We start from the raw sequence: 16,507 nt of genomic DNA, 5'->3' as shown, positions 1-16,507 counted from the left end.
CATGCCGGTCGCTATGGAGCTGTCGCGGATCATCATTAGCGAGATCAACGATCAGCAGGTCGTCTATCTCAAGGAAGTCGACGGCCCCCGCAGCTTCCCGATCCTTATCGGTTGGTTCGAGGCCACCAGCATCGACCGGCACGTCAAGCACCTCGAGACGACGCGGCCGTTGACGCACGACCTGTTGGTCGCCGCTATCGAAGAACTAGGCGGCCAGCTGCAAGACGTCGTCATCACCGAACTGCGTGACCACGTCTACTACGCGCGCCTCCGTGTCCGCCAGGATGGCGAGCTGCTGGAGATCGACGCCCGCCCGAGCGACGCCATCGCCGTCGCCGTCACCTGCGAGCCGCCGCTGCCGATTTTTGTGAGCGAAGACGTGCTGAACGATGTGATGCGCGAGCAGCAAGAGGGCTGAGCACGGGATCCCAATCGACGCCGGCTTTTTTTTCTTTATCCCTCTCCCCTTGAGGGGAGAGGTTAGGTGAGGGGAGAGAGCGTCCCGCGGCGATCGCTTCCCTGTGCCACGCCGGCCTCCGCCCCCAAGCCGGCCACGCCACGGAGTAACGCGACTCTCCCCTAGCCCCTCCGTAAAAAGGAGGGGGATACTCTGGGGCATCGTGTTCGTTCCCTTTTCGCCTTGCCTTCCTCGCTGCCTCGCATGCAAGCGGTCCTCTACCACGCCTTCGGCGCGCCGCCCGAGTTGGCGACCGTCGCCGACCCCACGCCGCATGACGACGGCGTCGTCATCCGCGTCGAAGCGACCGGCCTCTGCCGCAGCGACTGGCACGGCTGGCAAGGCCACGACCCCGACATCCGCTCGCTGCCCCATGTGCCAGGCCATGAGCTGGCGGGCGTCGTCGTCGCCGTCGGCCGTGACGTCACCAAGTGGCGTGGCGGCGAGCGGGTCACCATCCCGTTCGTCGGCGGCTGCGGCCACTGTTCCACCTGCGAGCGCGGCGATCAACACGTCTGCCCCCAACAGTTCCAACCCGGCTTCAGCGCGTGGGGTTCGTACGCCGAGCTTGTCGCAGTGCGTTACGCCGATGAGAACCTGCTGTCGCTCCCCGAGGGCATGACAAGCGTCACCGCCGCGAGCCTCGGCTGCCGGCTCGCGACCGCCTACCGCGCCGTCGCGATCCAAGCGGCGCCGCAGCCGGGCGATTGGGTCGCGGTCCACGGCTGCGGTGGCGTCGGCCTGTCGGCCGTGATGACCGCCGCGGCGCTCGGCGCCCGGCCGATCGCGATCGACATCCGCCCCGAGCCCCTCGAACTCGCCAAGGCCTTCGGCGCCGTCGCGACGATCAACGCCAGCGAAACGCCCGACGTTGCTGCCGCGATCGTTGATCTAACGCACGGCGGCGCCGACGCATCGCTCGACGCCCTGGGGAGCCGCGCGACGTTCGCCAATTCGCTGGCGTGCCTCCGCCGCCGCGGCCGCCACGTGCAGGTCGGCCTGCTCGTGGGCGACGACGCCGACCCCCGCGTCGCGATGGGCCGCGTCCTCGGCTGGGAACTCGAGATCGTCGGCAGCCACGGCCTCCAAGCCCACCGCTACCCGGCCCTCTTCGAGCTCGTGTCCAACGGCAGAATCGACCCGCTACGGCTCGTCGACCGCACAATTACACTGGCCGAAGCGCCGGCTGCATTAGCGGCGCTCGGCGACTACCGTGGGGCCGGGATGACAATCATCGCAGTAAATTGAGTTGTTCGAAACAATTACCTCTAACTGCACGCAAGTGCTCTCTTCATTCGCCATGGTTGTCGGTCACTCTCGTTTGAACACACGTACGCCAGCGGCCTTGTTGGTCGGCCTTCTCACACTGGCGAGCAGCTCTTGGAGCGCCTCGGCCGCTCCGGGTCAGCAAGCCACGAACCCGATCCTCTTCGCCGACGTCCCGGACGTGGCCGTCATCCGCGTGGGGGACACCTACTACATGAGCAGCACGACGATGCATATGGCGCCGGGCGTGCCCATCATGAAGTCGCACGACCTCGTTGATTGGGACCTGATCGCTTACGCCTACGACACCCTTGATGACAACGACGCTCTGAATCTAGCGAACGGCGCCAACGCCTACGGGCGGGGCTCTTGGGCGAGCAGCCTCCGCCACCACGGCGGACAGTTTTACGTCACGACCTTTTCTTCGACGACCGGCAAGACCCACGTCTATACGACCCGCGACCCGGAGAAGGGACCGTGGCGGGCGAACGCGTTCAAGCCCTCGCTTCACGACAGTTCGCTCTTCTTCGACGACGACGGGCGCGTCTACATGGTCTACGGCGGCGGCGATTTGCGGCTTGTTGAGCTGACCGCCGACGTGTCGGGCGTCAAGCCGGGCGGCGTCGACCAGGTGATTGTTACGGACGCCAGCCGCGTGGCGGGCGACCGGATCATGCTACGGGCCGAAGGGTCTCAACTCATCAAGCACGACGGCAAGTACTATCTGTTTAACATCACGTGGCCGCGGGGGGGCGTCCGCACTCAGATCGTTCATCGCGCCGAAAAGATCACCGGCCCCTACGAGGGACGCGTCGTCCTCAGCGACCAAGGCGTCGCCCAGGGGACCATCGTCGACACCCCCGAAGGGGATTGGTACGCCTTGCTGTTCCAAGACTACAGCGCGGTCGGCCGCACGCCGTTCTTGGTCCCGGTCCATTGGGAGGCGGGTTGGCCCGTCTTCGGCGTCGACGGCAAGGCGCCCACGACGCTCGACCTGCCGGCCGACCCCGATGGCTTGGAGACCCTCGTCGGATCGGACGAGTTCGACCGCGCCCCGGGGGACCGGCCGTTGCCGCTGGCGTGGCAATGGAACCACAACCCCGTGGCCGCACTCTGGTCACTCAACGCACGCCCGGGTTGGCTGCGCCTGACGACCGGTCGAACCGACGACGACTTCCTCCAAACCCGCAACACGCTCACCCAGCGAACCTTCGGCCCCGAGTCGGCGGCGACCACGCGGCTCGACACGTCGGGCATGAAACCGGGCGACTACGCCGGCCTCGGCGTGTTGCAGCGGCACTACGGCGTCGTCGGCGTACGGATCGACGCCCACGGCAAGTCGCTCGTCTTGACCACCGCCAACGGCGACGAGCCGGTTGAAGAAGCCCGGCTGCCGCTCTCGCAAGACGTTGTCGAACTACGCGTCGAGTGTGACTTTAGCCCACGCGGCGAGGACCAGGCTTACTTTGCCTACCGTCTCGATGAGCAGGCCGATTGGATACCGCTCGGCGCCCCCCTGAAGATGCGGTACACGCTCCCGCACTTCATGGGCTACCGATTCGCCTTTTTCAACCTGGCGTCCGAACAAGCGGGCGGCGCCGCCGACTTCAATTACTTCCGCATCAGCGACACGATCGAGAGTGGCAAGTAGCGGCAACGGCCGTATTGTAGATCCGACTTGCCGACAACCAACGCCACTCGATAGACGCCGTGGTGAATCGGAGGCTACGGAACCAGCAATCAGCCGCAGGGCGCTAGCCCCGGTTCATTCGGTGTTTCCACCTCGCGACAGAACCGGGGCTAGCGCCCTGCGGCTGATCGACGGAACGGCTGGCCAGTCGCCCTCGGGGCTGAAACCAAAAAAAGCGGCCCGGCTCTTGGTAGAGCCGGGCCGTCGTTCGATTGCCTCATCCGAGAGGGTAAGGATTAGCTGTTCTTCGAACCTTCCCGGTCGTCCTCAAGGTCCTTTGCGAGCTGCTTGACCGTCTTGAGGTGCTTCTCGACCTTGGTGATCGCCTTCTCGGCAACCGACTTCAGCTCCTGAGGCCCCTCGCTCTGGATCGCCTTGAGTTCGGCGAGCATCATCGTGTGGGCGACGCACTGCTGACCGAGGTACGCCATGTTGAAGTCTTGACCGTCGTAGTCCTTCAGCATGTCCTTGGTCATCTTGAGGGCGTTATCGCACGCCTTTTCTCCAATGTCGCAGAATTGCTGCGGTATGGTCTCCGACGGCTGGCCATTGGCGGTCATCGGACGACCCTGGTTCTGACCGAGTTGAGGCCGGTTCGCCTGATTGGCGTTCTGGTTGGTCTGGCCCCGGTCATTCGAGTTCGAGTTGGGCGAGTTGCGGTCGTTGCCTTGCTGCTTGCTAACTTGCTGCAGCGACTCGTTCAGCGCCTTGTGGTCCTCGATGATCGTCTTGGTGAGCTTGCGGACCTCGTCGTTGTCGGTCTTCTCTTGCGCCATCTTCGCGAGCTCGATCTCGGCGTCATTCGCCTTGGTCAATTTCTTGACGAGGGCTTCTTGAATGGTGACGCCCTGCTGAGTGGCGCCAGCATTCACGACGCGGCGGGCTTCGTAACGCTCACCCTGCGCGCCGAGTTGCCCAGCCGGTTGCTGCCCAGCCGGTTGGTACTGAGCCCGGTTGGCGGGACGTGTCGCGCCGCGCTGGCCTTCGTTGAACGACTCGGGCTCGTTGCCCACCCGCGTATCGAACGACATGTCTTCCTGGGGCGAAACATCCGCCTTGCCGACGTCCTGCGCCGTCGCGACGCCTAGTCCTGTGGTGAGAGCAACAGCGAGTGCTGTCGCTGTGAAAGTACGCATTGTCATGGGGGAGCTCCTGGTTCATCGGATAAGTGATTGCCCCCGCGACGTCGCCGGGGTCGTCCCGTACCCCGGTGCAGATACCGTTCCAAAGCGACGGTGGGCGATCACTCGATCACGACTGACTGCCTTAGTTCTCAAGACGTGGCGCCGCGTCCGGGGAGGTTGGGTCACGGTCCACGGGTTGACTTAGTCACCTGTCGGGCGTGATGACCGCCGCGGCAATCGTCGACCCGAACGCACGGCGAGGCCGACGCCCGCGTCGCGATGGGCCGCGTCCTCGGCTGGGAACTCGAGTTCGTCGGCAGGTACGGCCTCCAAGCCCACCGCCACCCGGCCCTGTTCGACTTGGTATCCGAGGGAAGGAATCGACCCACGGCGGCTTGTCGACGCACGATCCCGTTGGCTGAAACGCGGGCGGCGTTAGTGTCGCTCGTTGACTACCGCGGAGCGGGGATGACGACCACCGCGGTGGAACGAGAGATTGGAACCCCGTCGGCGTGTGCCGCTGGCTCCGCCAGTGCGACCCGGAGAGGAGCCTTATTCTTCGTTTCCCACCGTGTCAAACGACTAAGCCGCCGTAATCGCCAGTACTCGAAACTCACTGAGGTGAGCGGCGCCGTCGCGAGTTAGCGACCTGCCGAAGTGACGGGCACCGACGCGAGTTCGAGGTAGCAACGGCAGGGCGAAGTTGATGCAACCGAGTCTGACGGCCAACGCATAGCCTAGTCGAGGGGAGATGCACTTCGGCAGATTGGGAAATCGTTCGGGTGAAAGAGCGGGTCAACGGCAATCCGCAAGGCCGCAGAGATGGCGTGTGACATGGCGGCCACCCTTTCGGCCTAGTAGAACAGTGTTAGGAGGGTTATCTGCTTTCCCCTAGCCACAAGTCATCGACTCATGATCCGACTTAAGCTGACCAGTAGTCCCTAGCCAAGAGAACCAATGCCCGAGTCTCGCCGACCGATCGCTGCTGCTACTGTGGCGGTTCTCGCGACTGTCATTTCACAAGGACATGCAGCCACAATTGAGTGGGTTCGCACCGTTGCCAACAGCCGTTTCGCCAACGACATTCACGTGAGCAGAGACGGCGATGTACTGCTCGCGGGGACAACCGATGTCGCACCGCCGGGGCTGAACCCCTTATTGCACGACGCATTCGTCTCCCGATTCTCGCCCGCTGGCGAACCGCTGGCTACCACTGTGTTCGGTGGCGAATTGGAGGATCAGATATGGGCGATCACGTCGGACTCTGTGGGAAACGCGGTCGTGTTCACGATGCTCACGCAAGAAGTGGCGAAAGATCGTTCCAAGACTCCGAACCTGGTACGAATAGATCACGCGGGCCAGATTGTCAGCAGATCGGAGCTCAAGACGGATCGAGCGATCGTATCAGCGGGGTTCGATCAATTCGGTTCACTGGCGGTTGTCGGCTACGGCGAATCTGGATACGTGACCTCTCGGACGGCAAGCTCGGGAGAGATCGAATGGACCGAACCGTTGGCGATTGACGTACAGATTCCCTCGATCGGTGCGCTTGATAGCAAGGGATCGATGTATCTCACTGGCACGAGCGACCCGCGCGGCAACGCTTACGTCGCGAAAGTCGGCAGTAGCGGCGGTATTGAATGGGACTTTGAACGAGGAACGACTTCCTGCGATTATGCAGGCGATGCCGCGGTCGATCTGTTTGGAAATGTCTATGCCGTTGGTTTCGATAACGAGGGAAGTCTTGACACTGGCGGAACCAATGGTGCGTTTCTTTCGAAGTTGACCCCCGATGGGGAATTGCAATGGACCCGTAATTTCGGCAGCGACGGAAGCTGGGCGACGTCTATCGAAGTCGATGCTTGGGGCAACGCGGTCGTGATCGGAATCGCTGGGGGCTTTACGAGTTCGAGATTCGAGCCCTTTCTTGCCGTGTTTGACACTCATGGAGAACTACGAGACTCTATCGGGTTAGGCGGTGGGATCCGCTCTGCGCGTTCGGTGTCACTTGATAATTGGGGCAACGCGTATGTGGCTTTGAATGCATTTCAAGCATCAGGCCAGTCCGACGGGCTAGTCGCAAAGATTCGTTACGTTCCCGAATCAACTGGAATGTCCCTCCTGGTGCTCACGATGGCGGCAGTCTTGCCTTGTCGCCCCGCCTCAGCCGGTCCCCGTTCGTAAGGTAAAGCCCTGATTCGCTGGTCCACGCCGCGTAGATTGGATCAACACCCGGAACTAAGCGACCTGCCGACTCCGCGTCGGTCAGCTCAACCTCGTTCTGCTCGCCACCGCTCAAACTGGGCGAGGTTGCATCGGCCTACCGCAGATAGCGGCTCTGCCAACTCGCTTCGGTGGACATCACCGCGGCGAGTTGCACTGGAGTTCGGAGCTGTCTCGGCGTGAAAAAGCCGAAGCGACTTCGCTTACGCGATCAAATCGCACGTATCCAAGCGGCCCCGTTAAGCGACTCGTTCCCCACGGGGGTTCCCCACGTGGGCCCTGTCCACCAACGATTTGGCCACGTGCGCGAACCCGAATTGTTGGAACGACCACGCTCCCCGTTCAGGGATCGGTTCCAAAAAATAGCTCGCTGAAACTGGCCGCCGCACGTCAGACGCCGTCGGGCCCGGCGGGGGGCGAACCGAGCAGCCGCTTGTATTCGCCCGTCGTCCAGCGCGGCACGTCGGTTTTGTACCAACGGCTGAAGCGGTTCTCGCTCGGTCCGCCCGGGAGATTGGTCCATGCTTCGCTCGTCGAAAGGTCGGCGATGAAGTGGTAGCTCGGGGCGAACGTGCTCTCGCGCGTCGCGGTCACCTTAAGATGCCCCTGGAACGGCGTGGCGTGGCAGCCGGGCATCGGCGTCAGGCCCGATTGGAAACCGAGCAGCCGGCCCGTCGTCGTCCGGCCGAGCGAGCCGCCAAAGAAACGGTCGGTGAAGTGGAACGCGTTGACGTCCCGCCAGCGTTGGGGAGGCTCGGCCATCGCCCGGTCGGCGGCGCGGCGGATCATGCCTTGCTTGTCGCGGCTCCGCCACCAACTGCTTGTCACCTTCGGCAGGGTCCGGTCGCAGGCGGTGAGCACCATCGCCGAGTAGCCGATGCGGGTCGCCAGGTAGATCATCCGCCGCAGGCCGATGCCGGTGTTGTGGCCGAAGACCTCGAGCAACACGTGCCGGTAGAACGCCATGAAGAGGGCCGCCTCGGCGCTGTTGGGATCGAACCGGCAGTCCCAGTTATGCAGCCGCTCTTTGAGCGGGTGGTTGTCCGCCAAGTGCGTGAGCAGCACCGGCAACAGGCCGTGGGCGTGGAGACTCACGACGTCGTACTGCAGGGCCTGCATGTCGTCGACCGTGGCGTGCGGCAGCTCGGTGAGCCGCTCGTCGATGCGGCGGCGGCGGTAGTCGTGCAGCCCGTGTGAATGGAGCGGCGTGCCGTCGGCCAGGTAGAGCTCCTCGTTGGCCGAGGCGACGAAGCCGCGGGCCGGGTCGTACTCGCGTGGCAGCCGCTGGGCCTCGACGACGCCGAGCCAGTGGTTGGATTCCTCCCAAGCGGGAACCGGCACCAGGCCGGAGGCGCGCTGGCGGACGGGGAGCCAGCCGCTCGCCTGCTTGCCGATGTGGCCGAGCCAGTCGGCGAAGACCCACACCAGCGACGGGTGGGCCGAATGCCGCACCGCGTCCATCGCGTCCTTGGTCGAGGGCGCCGCGATAACGTCGAGCCAGGCGCCGATCGCCTTGCCGCCGCCCGGATGCGTCCCGATCCACGCGACCGACAAGTGCTTGCCCGCCTCGGTCGGCGGTTCGGTGAGGACGCCAACCTCGTTCTCGTAGACGAGTTGCTCGACCGGCTTGGCGCCACGGCGTTCGATCGATTCGACGCGGGGGTGGTAGTCGACCCACGCATCGCCGCGGCGGTACTGCCACGCGCCGTCGGCTTGCGGCTTGGGCCGGATGTCCTCGATGAAGTAGTCGCTGGTGTTGGCGTGCATGTAGGTGACGCCCCACGCCAGCCGCGACGTGCGGCCGACGGCCATCAGCGGGCAGCCGGGGAGCGTCGCGCCCATCGCGTACTCGTGCCGCCCGTCGGCGTCGCGCCAGCGGAGGACCGCCTCGTACCAGATGGCGGGGAGCCGGTTCACTTCTAAGTGCGGGTCCGACGCCAACATCGCGCCGCCGGTGGCGCTGCGGCTGGGAGCGACCGCCCAGGCGTTGCTGCCGGCCAGACGCGGCAAGTCGGCGAGCACCTCGAGCGCGTCGTCCGACATCTGCTTGCCGAACTGCACGTCGCGGAGCGGCGCGAAGTCGACGCCATCGAGGTAGGGGTGGAACAACTCGCGGAGGCGGTCGTCGTCGATCCCGAGCTGGATCAACTCGAGGATCACCCGCTCGGCCTCCTGCTCGCCAACGGCGAGTCCGGCGAACGACAGCAGGTTGCCGATCAGCATCACCGCCTCGGGGTCCCACGGCTCGGGCTGGAACCCGACGGCCCACATCGGCAGCGTGCGGCCGACCTCGCTGAGGCCGTCGTTCACGCCGCGGCAGTACCACTCGAGCTGATCGAGGATCCGCGGCGGCAGCATCCCGACCTCGGCCGCCAACCGCCGGTGGACGCCCGACCGCCGGATCAGCCGGTCCATCTCCAGCAGTTCGGGCCGGTTGGCGATCCGCTCGGTCGCACGGCCCGCCGCCACGGTGCGGGCGAAGTGCATCTGCGTCGGCCGGTCGAGCGCGTGCAGGTAGCCGAGGGCGTAGACGGCCTCGAGCCACGACCCACACTCGGCCTGCGGCACGCCAGCCGCGTCGCGGTGGGCGGTGAATTCGACGCGCGACGCTTTGAGGTCCAGCTTTTCCATGCCGGCAGTTTACGGCGTGGCGTCGGAGCAGCGTAGGGAACGGCGCCACGCCGTTTTTTCCGCGGGCGCTACTCGGCGACGACTTCCTCGCCGTTGCGGGTCGCCTGGGCGCGCCACAGTTCGATCGCGATGTCGGAGGACACCGTCTGGACGGAGCCGTCCATGAGGGCGGCGTTAACGACGCTGCCCGAGTGATAGCTACGCGCCGTCACGGCGGCGTACGTCGTCGCGGCGGCGGGATCGACCGGTGTACGAACTCGGTAGCTATTGAAATCCGAGTCGACTTCATTGCCAGCAATCGAGCACTTCACCTCGGTGTTCGGCGCGAACGTGGCGGTGAACCCTGATTGGTGAACGCGGCCGTCGACCCACTCGGTGTGACCCGAGTCGGCTTTCTCATCGCCGCTGAAGCCGCAAATGGCCGCGGGGTCGTTGGGGTCGGGGACCGTCGGCAAGTCCTCGCCGCCGTCGCGCTTGTAGGGGGTGTAGGCCTTCACCTCGGCGAGCATCAGCGTCTTGCTCATCCCGTCAACGTACTTGGCGGATGTGAACCCGACGCCGGGGACAAAGGCGCCGCCGCCGTCGCTGAGGTCACTGGGGTCGAAGACCTTCCAGACGCCGCCGTTGACGCCGTAGTTGAGGGGGTAATGTTCCGGTGTGCCGTCCGACGCGAGACGCTGCTCGTTGCGGACCTCGCTGGGGCAGAGCAGGGCGTCGATCTTGGTGGCCTGCAGCAGGCCGCCGTTGAACGGCAGCGTTTCGTACGACGCCTCGAAGTCGATCGCGTCGTAGATGGCGCCCTCTTCCAGGTAGGGAAGGATCCGGGCGGGCGCCGACCAACGGAACTGTTCGACGCGGGTATCGATCAGCGGCGGGAAGCGGCCGATGGCGGTCTCGTAATTGAGCATCGCCAGACCGAGCTGTCGCATCTGGTTTTGGCACTGGACCCGGCGGGCGGCCTCGCGGGCGGCTTGGACGGCCGGCAGGAGCAGGGCGACCAGGATGCCAATAATGGCGATCACCACCAGCAGCTCAACGAGCGTGAAACCCTTTCTCCTGCTGGACTTACAAAGCCTGCCAACGACGGTTTGCGGGGATTTCAACACTTGGCGCCACTTGTTATTGAGACCTTGTATCATGGTGGATGCTGGAGTTTCATCATCCTGGCTATTTTCGTCAACCCGCGGTGCGAAAATCATCTCTTGGCCCTTCCGGCGCCTCGAGGCGGTTGTCTTTCCGCCCGCGCCTCTGCGGTTCCATCCCCCGATTCGCCATGCCGATCCGTGAGCACGTGCTCCTCGAAACCAACTACCGCCGGCTGCGGGAGCGGCCGCCGCGGGTGGCGGTTTTACCCTGGGGGGCTACCGAGGCGCACAACCTCCACCTGCCATACGGGACCGACGTGCTGCTCGCTACCGGGTTCGCCGAGGCGGCGACCGAGCGCGCGGTCGCCGCGGGCGCCGCGGCGGTGGTGCTGCCGACGATCCCGTACGGCAACGACGAGCAGCAACTCGATCAGGTTTGCACGATCAGTCTCACGACCACCACGGCGCTAGCGCTGCTGCGTGACGTCGTCCGCTCTCTCGCCGTTCAAGCGATTGACCGGCTGGTGATCGTCAACGCTCACGGGGGAAACCAGTTCAAACCCCTGGTCCGCGATCTCCAGCCCGAGTTTGGCGTCCTGATCGTCGTCGCGGATACGTTCGCTATGGCGCCAGCCGTGCGTGACGAAGTCTTTGAAGTCGCCGGCGACCATGCCGACGAAAGCGAGACCAGCCTGCTGCTGCACACGCACCCCGAGTTGGTCGAACTCGACGAGGCAGGGGAGGGCGCCCGGCTTCCGTTCGCTATCGAGGGTCTCGGCCAGCCCGGAGTGTGGACGCCGCGTCCCTGGTCGCTCTGCCATCCCGACACCGGGAGCGGTGATCCGTCGAAAGCGACCGCGGAGAAAGGCGTTCGCTGCTTCGAAGCGGTCGTCGACGCGCTGGCTCGGGTGATCGGCGACCTCTCGGCGGCGGAACCGGGGGACTTGCCTTACTTGGGTAGGGACTGTCTCGGTTGAGACGACTCGGCCGTCGGGTAAACGCGTCTTTCTCCCCCTCCCTTTCAGGGAGGGGTCAGGGGAGGGTCGGCGTGTTCAGCACAGGAGGACTTTCCTGTGCCGAGACGTTTCACCCTCCCCTAGCCCCTCCCTGCGAGGGAGGGGGACATACTCCTCTCTTCTCTCTTCTCTCTTCTCTCTTCTCTCTTCTCTCTTCTACCGCACGTAGCCGCCGACCTGCACCGCCACGCGATTCGTCACCCGCTCGGGACCAATCGCCAGGCCGAGCCAGCCGTCTTCGATCACCAGCTGGTTAGTGGCGAGGCCGACCAGCGCGGCGCTGAGCCGCTCGGGGGAGTCGGCGGTGAGTCGCACCACCGCGAGCCGACGGTTCTCGCCGAGCACCTTGCCCATGACGCCGTGCAGGTGCATCCGCGAAGCGTTCCGCATCCGTCCCTCGATGTGCGGGGCGCCGTCCTGCACCAACTCGGCGGTGAGGCCATGCACCTCGGGCCGGTAGAAGGCGTGCACCTTGAAGTCGGCGTGACGGCGGCCGCGGACCGCGATCTCGGCGAACGAGAGCGTCAGGTGAGCGCGTCCATCCGCGAATTCGATCCGCACCGGGTCGGTGGCCGCGAAGCGGAGGACGGCGTCCTCGGCCGGCTCGGCTTGCCGCTCGGGCAGGCGGAGCCGCGTCACGATCCGCTCACGCAGTTCGGCCGGCGTCATCGTCTCGCCGGCGAGGCCGAGGCCTTCCAACGCGTTGTTGAACGTCGACTCATGCAGCTGCACGCTCAACCAGCTGTCGGACGGGGCGCGCATCCGGGGCGTGTGGGCCGCCAGTTGGGCGCCGTTGGCGACCCGAAGCCGCGAGATCAACCGGCGGTCGGTTGTGCGGAGCTCGAGCGGCTCGATCGTAAGCCCCAGGCTGCTTGCCCGGCCAACGACCTCGTCGGCAAACCGCAGCTCGGCGTCGACCAGCCGCGGCGTCACCCGCTCGTCGAGCGTCTTGATGACTTGTCGCTCGACCTTCACCTGGGTCTCGGCTTGGGCGCGACGCCGGACGCGGCCGTACTCGGTGCGGGCCGCTGAGCGGACGTAGTTGCCGACCAGCGGGACGCGGTCGTAGTCGGTCGACAGGCTCACCAGCCGCTGCGATTCGGTGTGAACGTCGGCGACCGACGGGGCCGCCTGCAAACCCTCGGGCGTCAACACAACGAGCTTCTTGGCTAGGAACGACGTCGCGCCGCGGGCGCCCAGCGTCGCCGGCCCGCCGTGCGAGTAGGTCTGCGACACCACCATGCCCCGCGCCTCCAGGCCGATCCGCCACGCCGACGGGTCCTCGACCAACTGCACGCTCAGAGCGGTCTCGGTAGTCGAGCGGCCCGTGATCGGCGTGCCGGCGATGCGGTCGCGGATGGGCGAGGTCACCGGCTCGGGCTGCGGCACCATCCGCTCGACCAACTCGGCGGCGATAGCGACACGGACGTTCGCGTTGCGGTAGGCGCCATCGAGCGCCTGGCCAACGGCGCGGCTCTCGGCGTCGGCTTCGGCGCCGAGTCGCGCGGCGTCGGTCGCCAGCAGTTGAGCGAGCCGCGTGCTCGGCGCCTGCTCGTACTGCTCGATCCGACGGGCGACCCGCAAGCGAACGGGCTGGGCCTCAACCCGCTCGATATCGGCCAGCATCATCCCGGGGGCGAGCCCCAGCCCGCGCTGTGACATCGCCCACCGCGCGCCGGCCAAGGGGTCGATCCCCCCCGGCCGCTGCATCGCGGCGATCGTTTGCGCCTGCTCGGCCCGCCACATCGCCAACCGGCGTGTCAGCGCGTAGCCGGCGCGACGCAACTCGGTCGCCTCGGGGGCGTCGCCCGACTGCTCGGCGAGCGCGAACGCTTCGTCGGCCGCTTCGGAGAGGGTCCGCAGCGTGCGGTGGGCCGAGAGGTCGTCGACCCGGGCGCCCGCCAACGTCCGCAGCCGGTAGGCGACCGCCCACGACCAGGGGGCGTGGCCCGGCTCGGCGGCGACACGGTCGAGCTGGTCGCCCAGCGACATCGGCACGGGGAACGCGCCACCCAAGTCCGCACGATCAAGGTACGACACGATCGTTGGCGCGGCGGCGACCGTACGCGGCGTTACGGCGACGGGGCGCGTCACCGGAGGACGGAGCGGCCCGGCGAGGCGCGGCGCCACGGCCGCGATCGTCGGCTTCGGCTTGATCCGGTCCGCCACCAGCGGTCCGCGGAGCGGCTCGCCGAAGAGCCGGGCCTGGGCGACCCGGAAGAGCGGCTGTGCCGCCTCGACCGGCCGGGCGATGGCGCGGCCCAGCGAACGCGCTGCGGCGATCGTGTCGAGCGATCCAAGCGACCAGTCACGACGGACGCCCACGCCCACCACATAGCGCCCGCCATCGCCGGCACGCCACTGCGGCGCCGCCGGGACCAGCACGATGACGCGGTTGGCGTAACCGGCCGGGGCGGTCTCGGCTGTCGGGGTCAACGCCTCGGCTGCCTGCAAGCCGAGGGGAGCCGTCGCGAGCGGCGCCGCCGAGACCGAGCGGACGAGGTCGTACCCGAACAGCGGTTCGAACGTGGGGGGATCGACCCGCACGACAGGCGCTTCACCCAGCAGCGTCGGCGCCGTGGTGGTCTGAATCGCGGAGAGCTCCGCCCTGCGGAGCGGCCGCAACTCGGCGAGTGGCCAGCGCAACGGCGCCGTGGTTCGGCTCGGCTGGTCGGCCTCGGCGCGTTCCTGGGGCGCGGACCACTGGCGTGTCACTGCCCAGCTCATGCCCAGAGCCGCAGCCGCTAATGCGACCAGCCATACGGGCGCCGTTTCTAATCGCCGATTTTCCATCGCCGCTGCCTCCTGCAGCTAACCACCGCCCGGTGTGGGGCGGCTCGTCCGTCGTTTCCACGTCAACTCCGCGCACCTCATGCGAAGGAACGCCTTGCGCAAAACACGCTCCCTGGGTAGTTTCGGTAGCTTGCACTGCATGGATGAGGGGGCGAAGGGAAACCGAACCGGTAAAATACCCGGGGTGAACGGATCAATCGGACTACGCGGCGCCAGCCGGTCGATCCCAACAAAGCGACCCCCCTGAGGGGAGATCCACTTTCCTGCCTAGGCGCCAAGAAACGGGAACCCGCCGATGAGCGAATCTTGGATCCGACTCGCGGCGATCGCCGCCGGCGGCGCGTTGGGCGCCACGATGCGGTACGGCGTAGGCGTCGTCTGCGCCGGCCTGTGGGGCGACAAGTTTGGCGTCGCCACCCTGCTGGTGAATGTCACCGGCTGCTTCGTGCTGGGCCTGCTCATGCACGACGCGTGGGCGCCGATCTCTCGCGGGGGAGGCGCCTGGCACGCCGCAGCGACCGTCGGCCTGCTCGGCGGGCTGACGACGTTCTCGACGTTCGGCTACCAGACCATCCGCCACCTCGACGCGGGCGAGCCGCTCCTGGCGGTCGCGAACGTGGGGCTCAATGTGACGCTCGGCCTGGTGGCGGCCGCCGCCGGGCTAGCGCTGTCGCGTCAGTGGTGGCCCATCGGCTAAGGGAGCCAGAAAGAAGGGCCGCCGTGGTGATTAGCCACGCTTGCGGGCAACCCCGCCAAGCCAACCCGCTGCCAATAGGGCGAGCGCAGCGGGTTCAGGGACCGCGGCCGTCGGCGCCGGGGCCGAGCCGTTCGGCGCGCCGTAGGCGCCGGACCAGATCGTGTAGTCGTCGCCGTTCACCATGAAGTCGTGGTTGTGGTCGGCGTCGGGGTGAGCCGACTCCGTACCGGTTTCCCCGGACGTGTCACGCCAAACGGTGTAGTCGGCCGCATCGACATAGCCGTCGTGGTTGTAGTCGCCGGTCAGGTAGTTGGGCCCGCCGATGTTCGTGAGCAGTTTCGTGCCATAGGGAACGGACTGGTTCGATTCGAGCTTCCCTTGAGCCGTTGTCGGCTGCGACGGGGGGACGCTGTCGTCGTTGCTGGCGAGGTCGCCGTGCTCGCCGGTGAACGACTGCCGCCAGTCGAGCGGCGCCCCTTCGGATCCCGAGCCCGGGTTGTCGGTCAGGTTCGAGATGTGCCAGTCGGCGGCCGTCTGCCCGGTGGAGTTGCCCCAACGGGCGATGTACTCAATCTCATACTTCAGGCCGACGTACTCGCCGCCCGGCTCGAGGCCTGGGTTCGCCGTCGCAAGCCCCGCGCCCGGGATGACGACCCGATCGCCGATCGCTTCGAAGCCGAAGGTAATCGGAGCGTAGGTCCTTCCGAAGACCGCCTCACGCGGCTCGGAGTGGATCCCGATGGCGTCGAGGATCTCCCAACCCTCACGGCCCGTGGGGACGTCCAGACCGTCGTTACCTACGTCAAGGTCGAACGCGATGGTCGGCCGGTTTGTGACGGGATCGCCCAGGTTGCGGATCAGCATCGCGGTAAAACCGCCGTTTTCGATCACGCCTTCATTGAAGTCGTCTTCGGCGCCGATCGTGCTCGTCGCGCCGGAGCCATAGCCCGGGCCGGTCCCGGTGTTGATCAGGTCGGTCGCCCCAGGCACGACGCTGTATTGGCTCGGGCCCGAGCCAATACCGTCGCCCCCCTGGCGGATCGCAAGGAAGCCATTGCTGCCCATCGTGACGCCGGTCAAATCGAAGATGTTGTCGATCTTGCCCGCGCCGCCAGTGTGTGTCGCGTTGTCTTCGCTCTCGATAAACAACAAGAAATAATTGTCGAGCGGCATCCCCGGCGCCCCGCGCAGCTCGATGAACTCATCGCGGGCTTCGAAGCCGTTGTTGCCGATTCCGTAGAAAATCTCGTTGATGTACAGCTCCGCGACCACGGGGGTCGCCGCCGAGAGAACAAAGCCGGCAATCAGCCCGCGAACAGCCGCAAATCCGCCCATTTTTAGTCCGTCGCTTCGGTGATGCTGTGTCAATTCGTGCGGGTCGCCGCCTAACTTTCCGTCCGGCCGACCATCGAGATCCGAGAGCGTAGGGAGGCTGTGTGAGGGTTCGGGGTGTTTTTCGTTAAGCCTTGGTTAAGAGTTGGCGAAAGCGGTTGGCTACCCCTAGCGCGTCGCCTACGCTCGGCGG

At 66.1% G+C, this 16,507-nt stretch carries 11 protein-coding genes; 6 read left to right on the top strand and 5 right to left on the bottom strand.

Translation table 11 applies throughout. The features are described from left to right. The first annotated feature begins 1 nt into the window (after position 1). From Pla108_RS16740 to Pla108_RS16730, 3 genes are all read left to right on the top strand, one after another. Positions 2-418: a bifunctional nuclease family protein gene (locus Pla108_RS16740; protein WP_146446119.1), complete on the top strand. Its 417-nt coding sequence runs from the start codon at positions 2-4 to the stop codon at positions 416-418. Positions 419-661: 243 nt separating this feature from the next. Then, a complete protein-coding gene (locus tag Pla108_RS16735; protein ID WP_146446118.1) occupies positions 662-1,705 on the top strand; it encodes a zinc-dependent alcohol dehydrogenase family protein in 1,044 nt (347 codons plus the stop codon). Between the two features lie 73 nt (positions 1,706-1,778). After that, on the top strand, positions 1,779-3,374 hold the full coding sequence (locus tag Pla108_RS16730) for a glycoside hydrolase family 43 protein (protein ID WP_231934541.1): 1,596 nt from the start codon (positions 1,779-1,781) through the stop codon (positions 3,372-3,374). A gap of 275 nt (positions 3,375-3,649) precedes the next feature. Here Pla108_RS16730 and Pla108_RS16725 read toward each other — a convergent pair whose 3' ends face one another. Next, positions 3,650-4,555 (bottom strand): DUF4142 domain-containing protein, encoded by a 906-nt coding sequence (locus Pla108_RS16725; RefSeq protein WP_231934540.1) that lies wholly within the window; start codon positions 4,553-4,555, stop codon positions 3,650-3,652. A 939-nt stretch (positions 4,556-5,494) separates the two neighbouring features. Here Pla108_RS16725 and Pla108_RS16720 point away from each other — a divergent pair. Then, positions 5,495-6,721 (top strand): hypothetical protein, encoded by a 1,227-nt coding sequence (locus tag Pla108_RS16720; protein WP_146446117.1) that lies wholly within the window; start codon positions 5,495-5,497, stop codon positions 6,719-6,721. Between the two features lie 429 nt (positions 6,722-7,150). Here the strand turns inward: Pla108_RS16720 and Pla108_RS16715 are convergent, their stop codons facing one another. Together Pla108_RS16715 and Pla108_RS16710 are read right to left on the bottom strand one after the other, a co-directional pair. Beyond that, positions 7,151-9,391 carry a penicillin acylase family protein gene (locus Pla108_RS16715; protein WP_146446116.1) on the bottom strand — a complete coding sequence of 747 codons (2,241 nt, stop codon included), beginning with the start codon at positions 9,389-9,391 and terminating at the stop codon, positions 7,151-7,153. Between the two features lie 68 nt (positions 9,392-9,459). Further along, a complete protein-coding gene (locus tag Pla108_RS16710; protein WP_231934539.1) occupies positions 9,460-10,494 on the bottom strand; it encodes a DUF1559 domain-containing protein in 1,035 nt (344 codons plus the stop codon). 170 nt (positions 10,495-10,664) lie between these two features. On the opposite strand from Pla108_RS16710, the gene Pla108_RS16705 reads away from it, so the two are divergent. Continuing rightward, entirely contained in the window at positions 10,665-11,453 is a 789-nt protein-coding gene (locus Pla108_RS16705; RefSeq protein WP_197526641.1) for a creatininase family protein, read from the top strand. A gap of 195 nt (positions 11,454-11,648) precedes the next feature. Here the strand turns inward: Pla108_RS16705 and Pla108_RS16700 are convergent, their stop codons facing one another. Next, positions 11,649-14,285, bottom strand: coding sequence for a hypothetical protein (locus tag Pla108_RS16700; protein ID WP_146446113.1), 2,637 nt, complete (start codon positions 14,283-14,285; stop codon positions 11,649-11,651). A 295-nt stretch (positions 14,286-14,580) separates the two neighbouring features. On the opposite strand from Pla108_RS16700, the gene Pla108_RS16695 reads away from it, so the two are divergent. Further along, on the top strand, positions 14,581-14,982 hold the full coding sequence (locus tag Pla108_RS16695) for a fluoride efflux transporter FluC (RefSeq protein WP_146446112.1): 402 nt from the start codon (positions 14,581-14,583) through the stop codon (positions 14,980-14,982). Positions 14,983-15,012: 30 nt separating this feature from the next. Here Pla108_RS16695 and Pla108_RS16690 read toward each other — a convergent pair whose 3' ends face one another. Further along, the gene (locus Pla108_RS16690) at positions 15,013-16,317 is read right to left on the bottom strand and encodes a hypothetical protein (protein WP_146446111.1); all 1,305 of its coding nucleotides are present in this window, start codon (positions 16,315-16,317) and stop codon (positions 15,013-15,015) included. Positions 16,318-16,507 lie beyond the last annotated feature (190 nt).

Origin of the sequence: Botrimarina colliarenosi, from assembly GCF_007859955.1 — a bacterium.
Taxonomy (GTDB): Bacteria; Planctomycetota; Planctomycetia; order Pirellulales; family Lacipirellulaceae; genus Botrimarina; species Botrimarina colliarenosi.
This window is presented reverse-complemented; position numbering and strand designations above follow the sequence as displayed.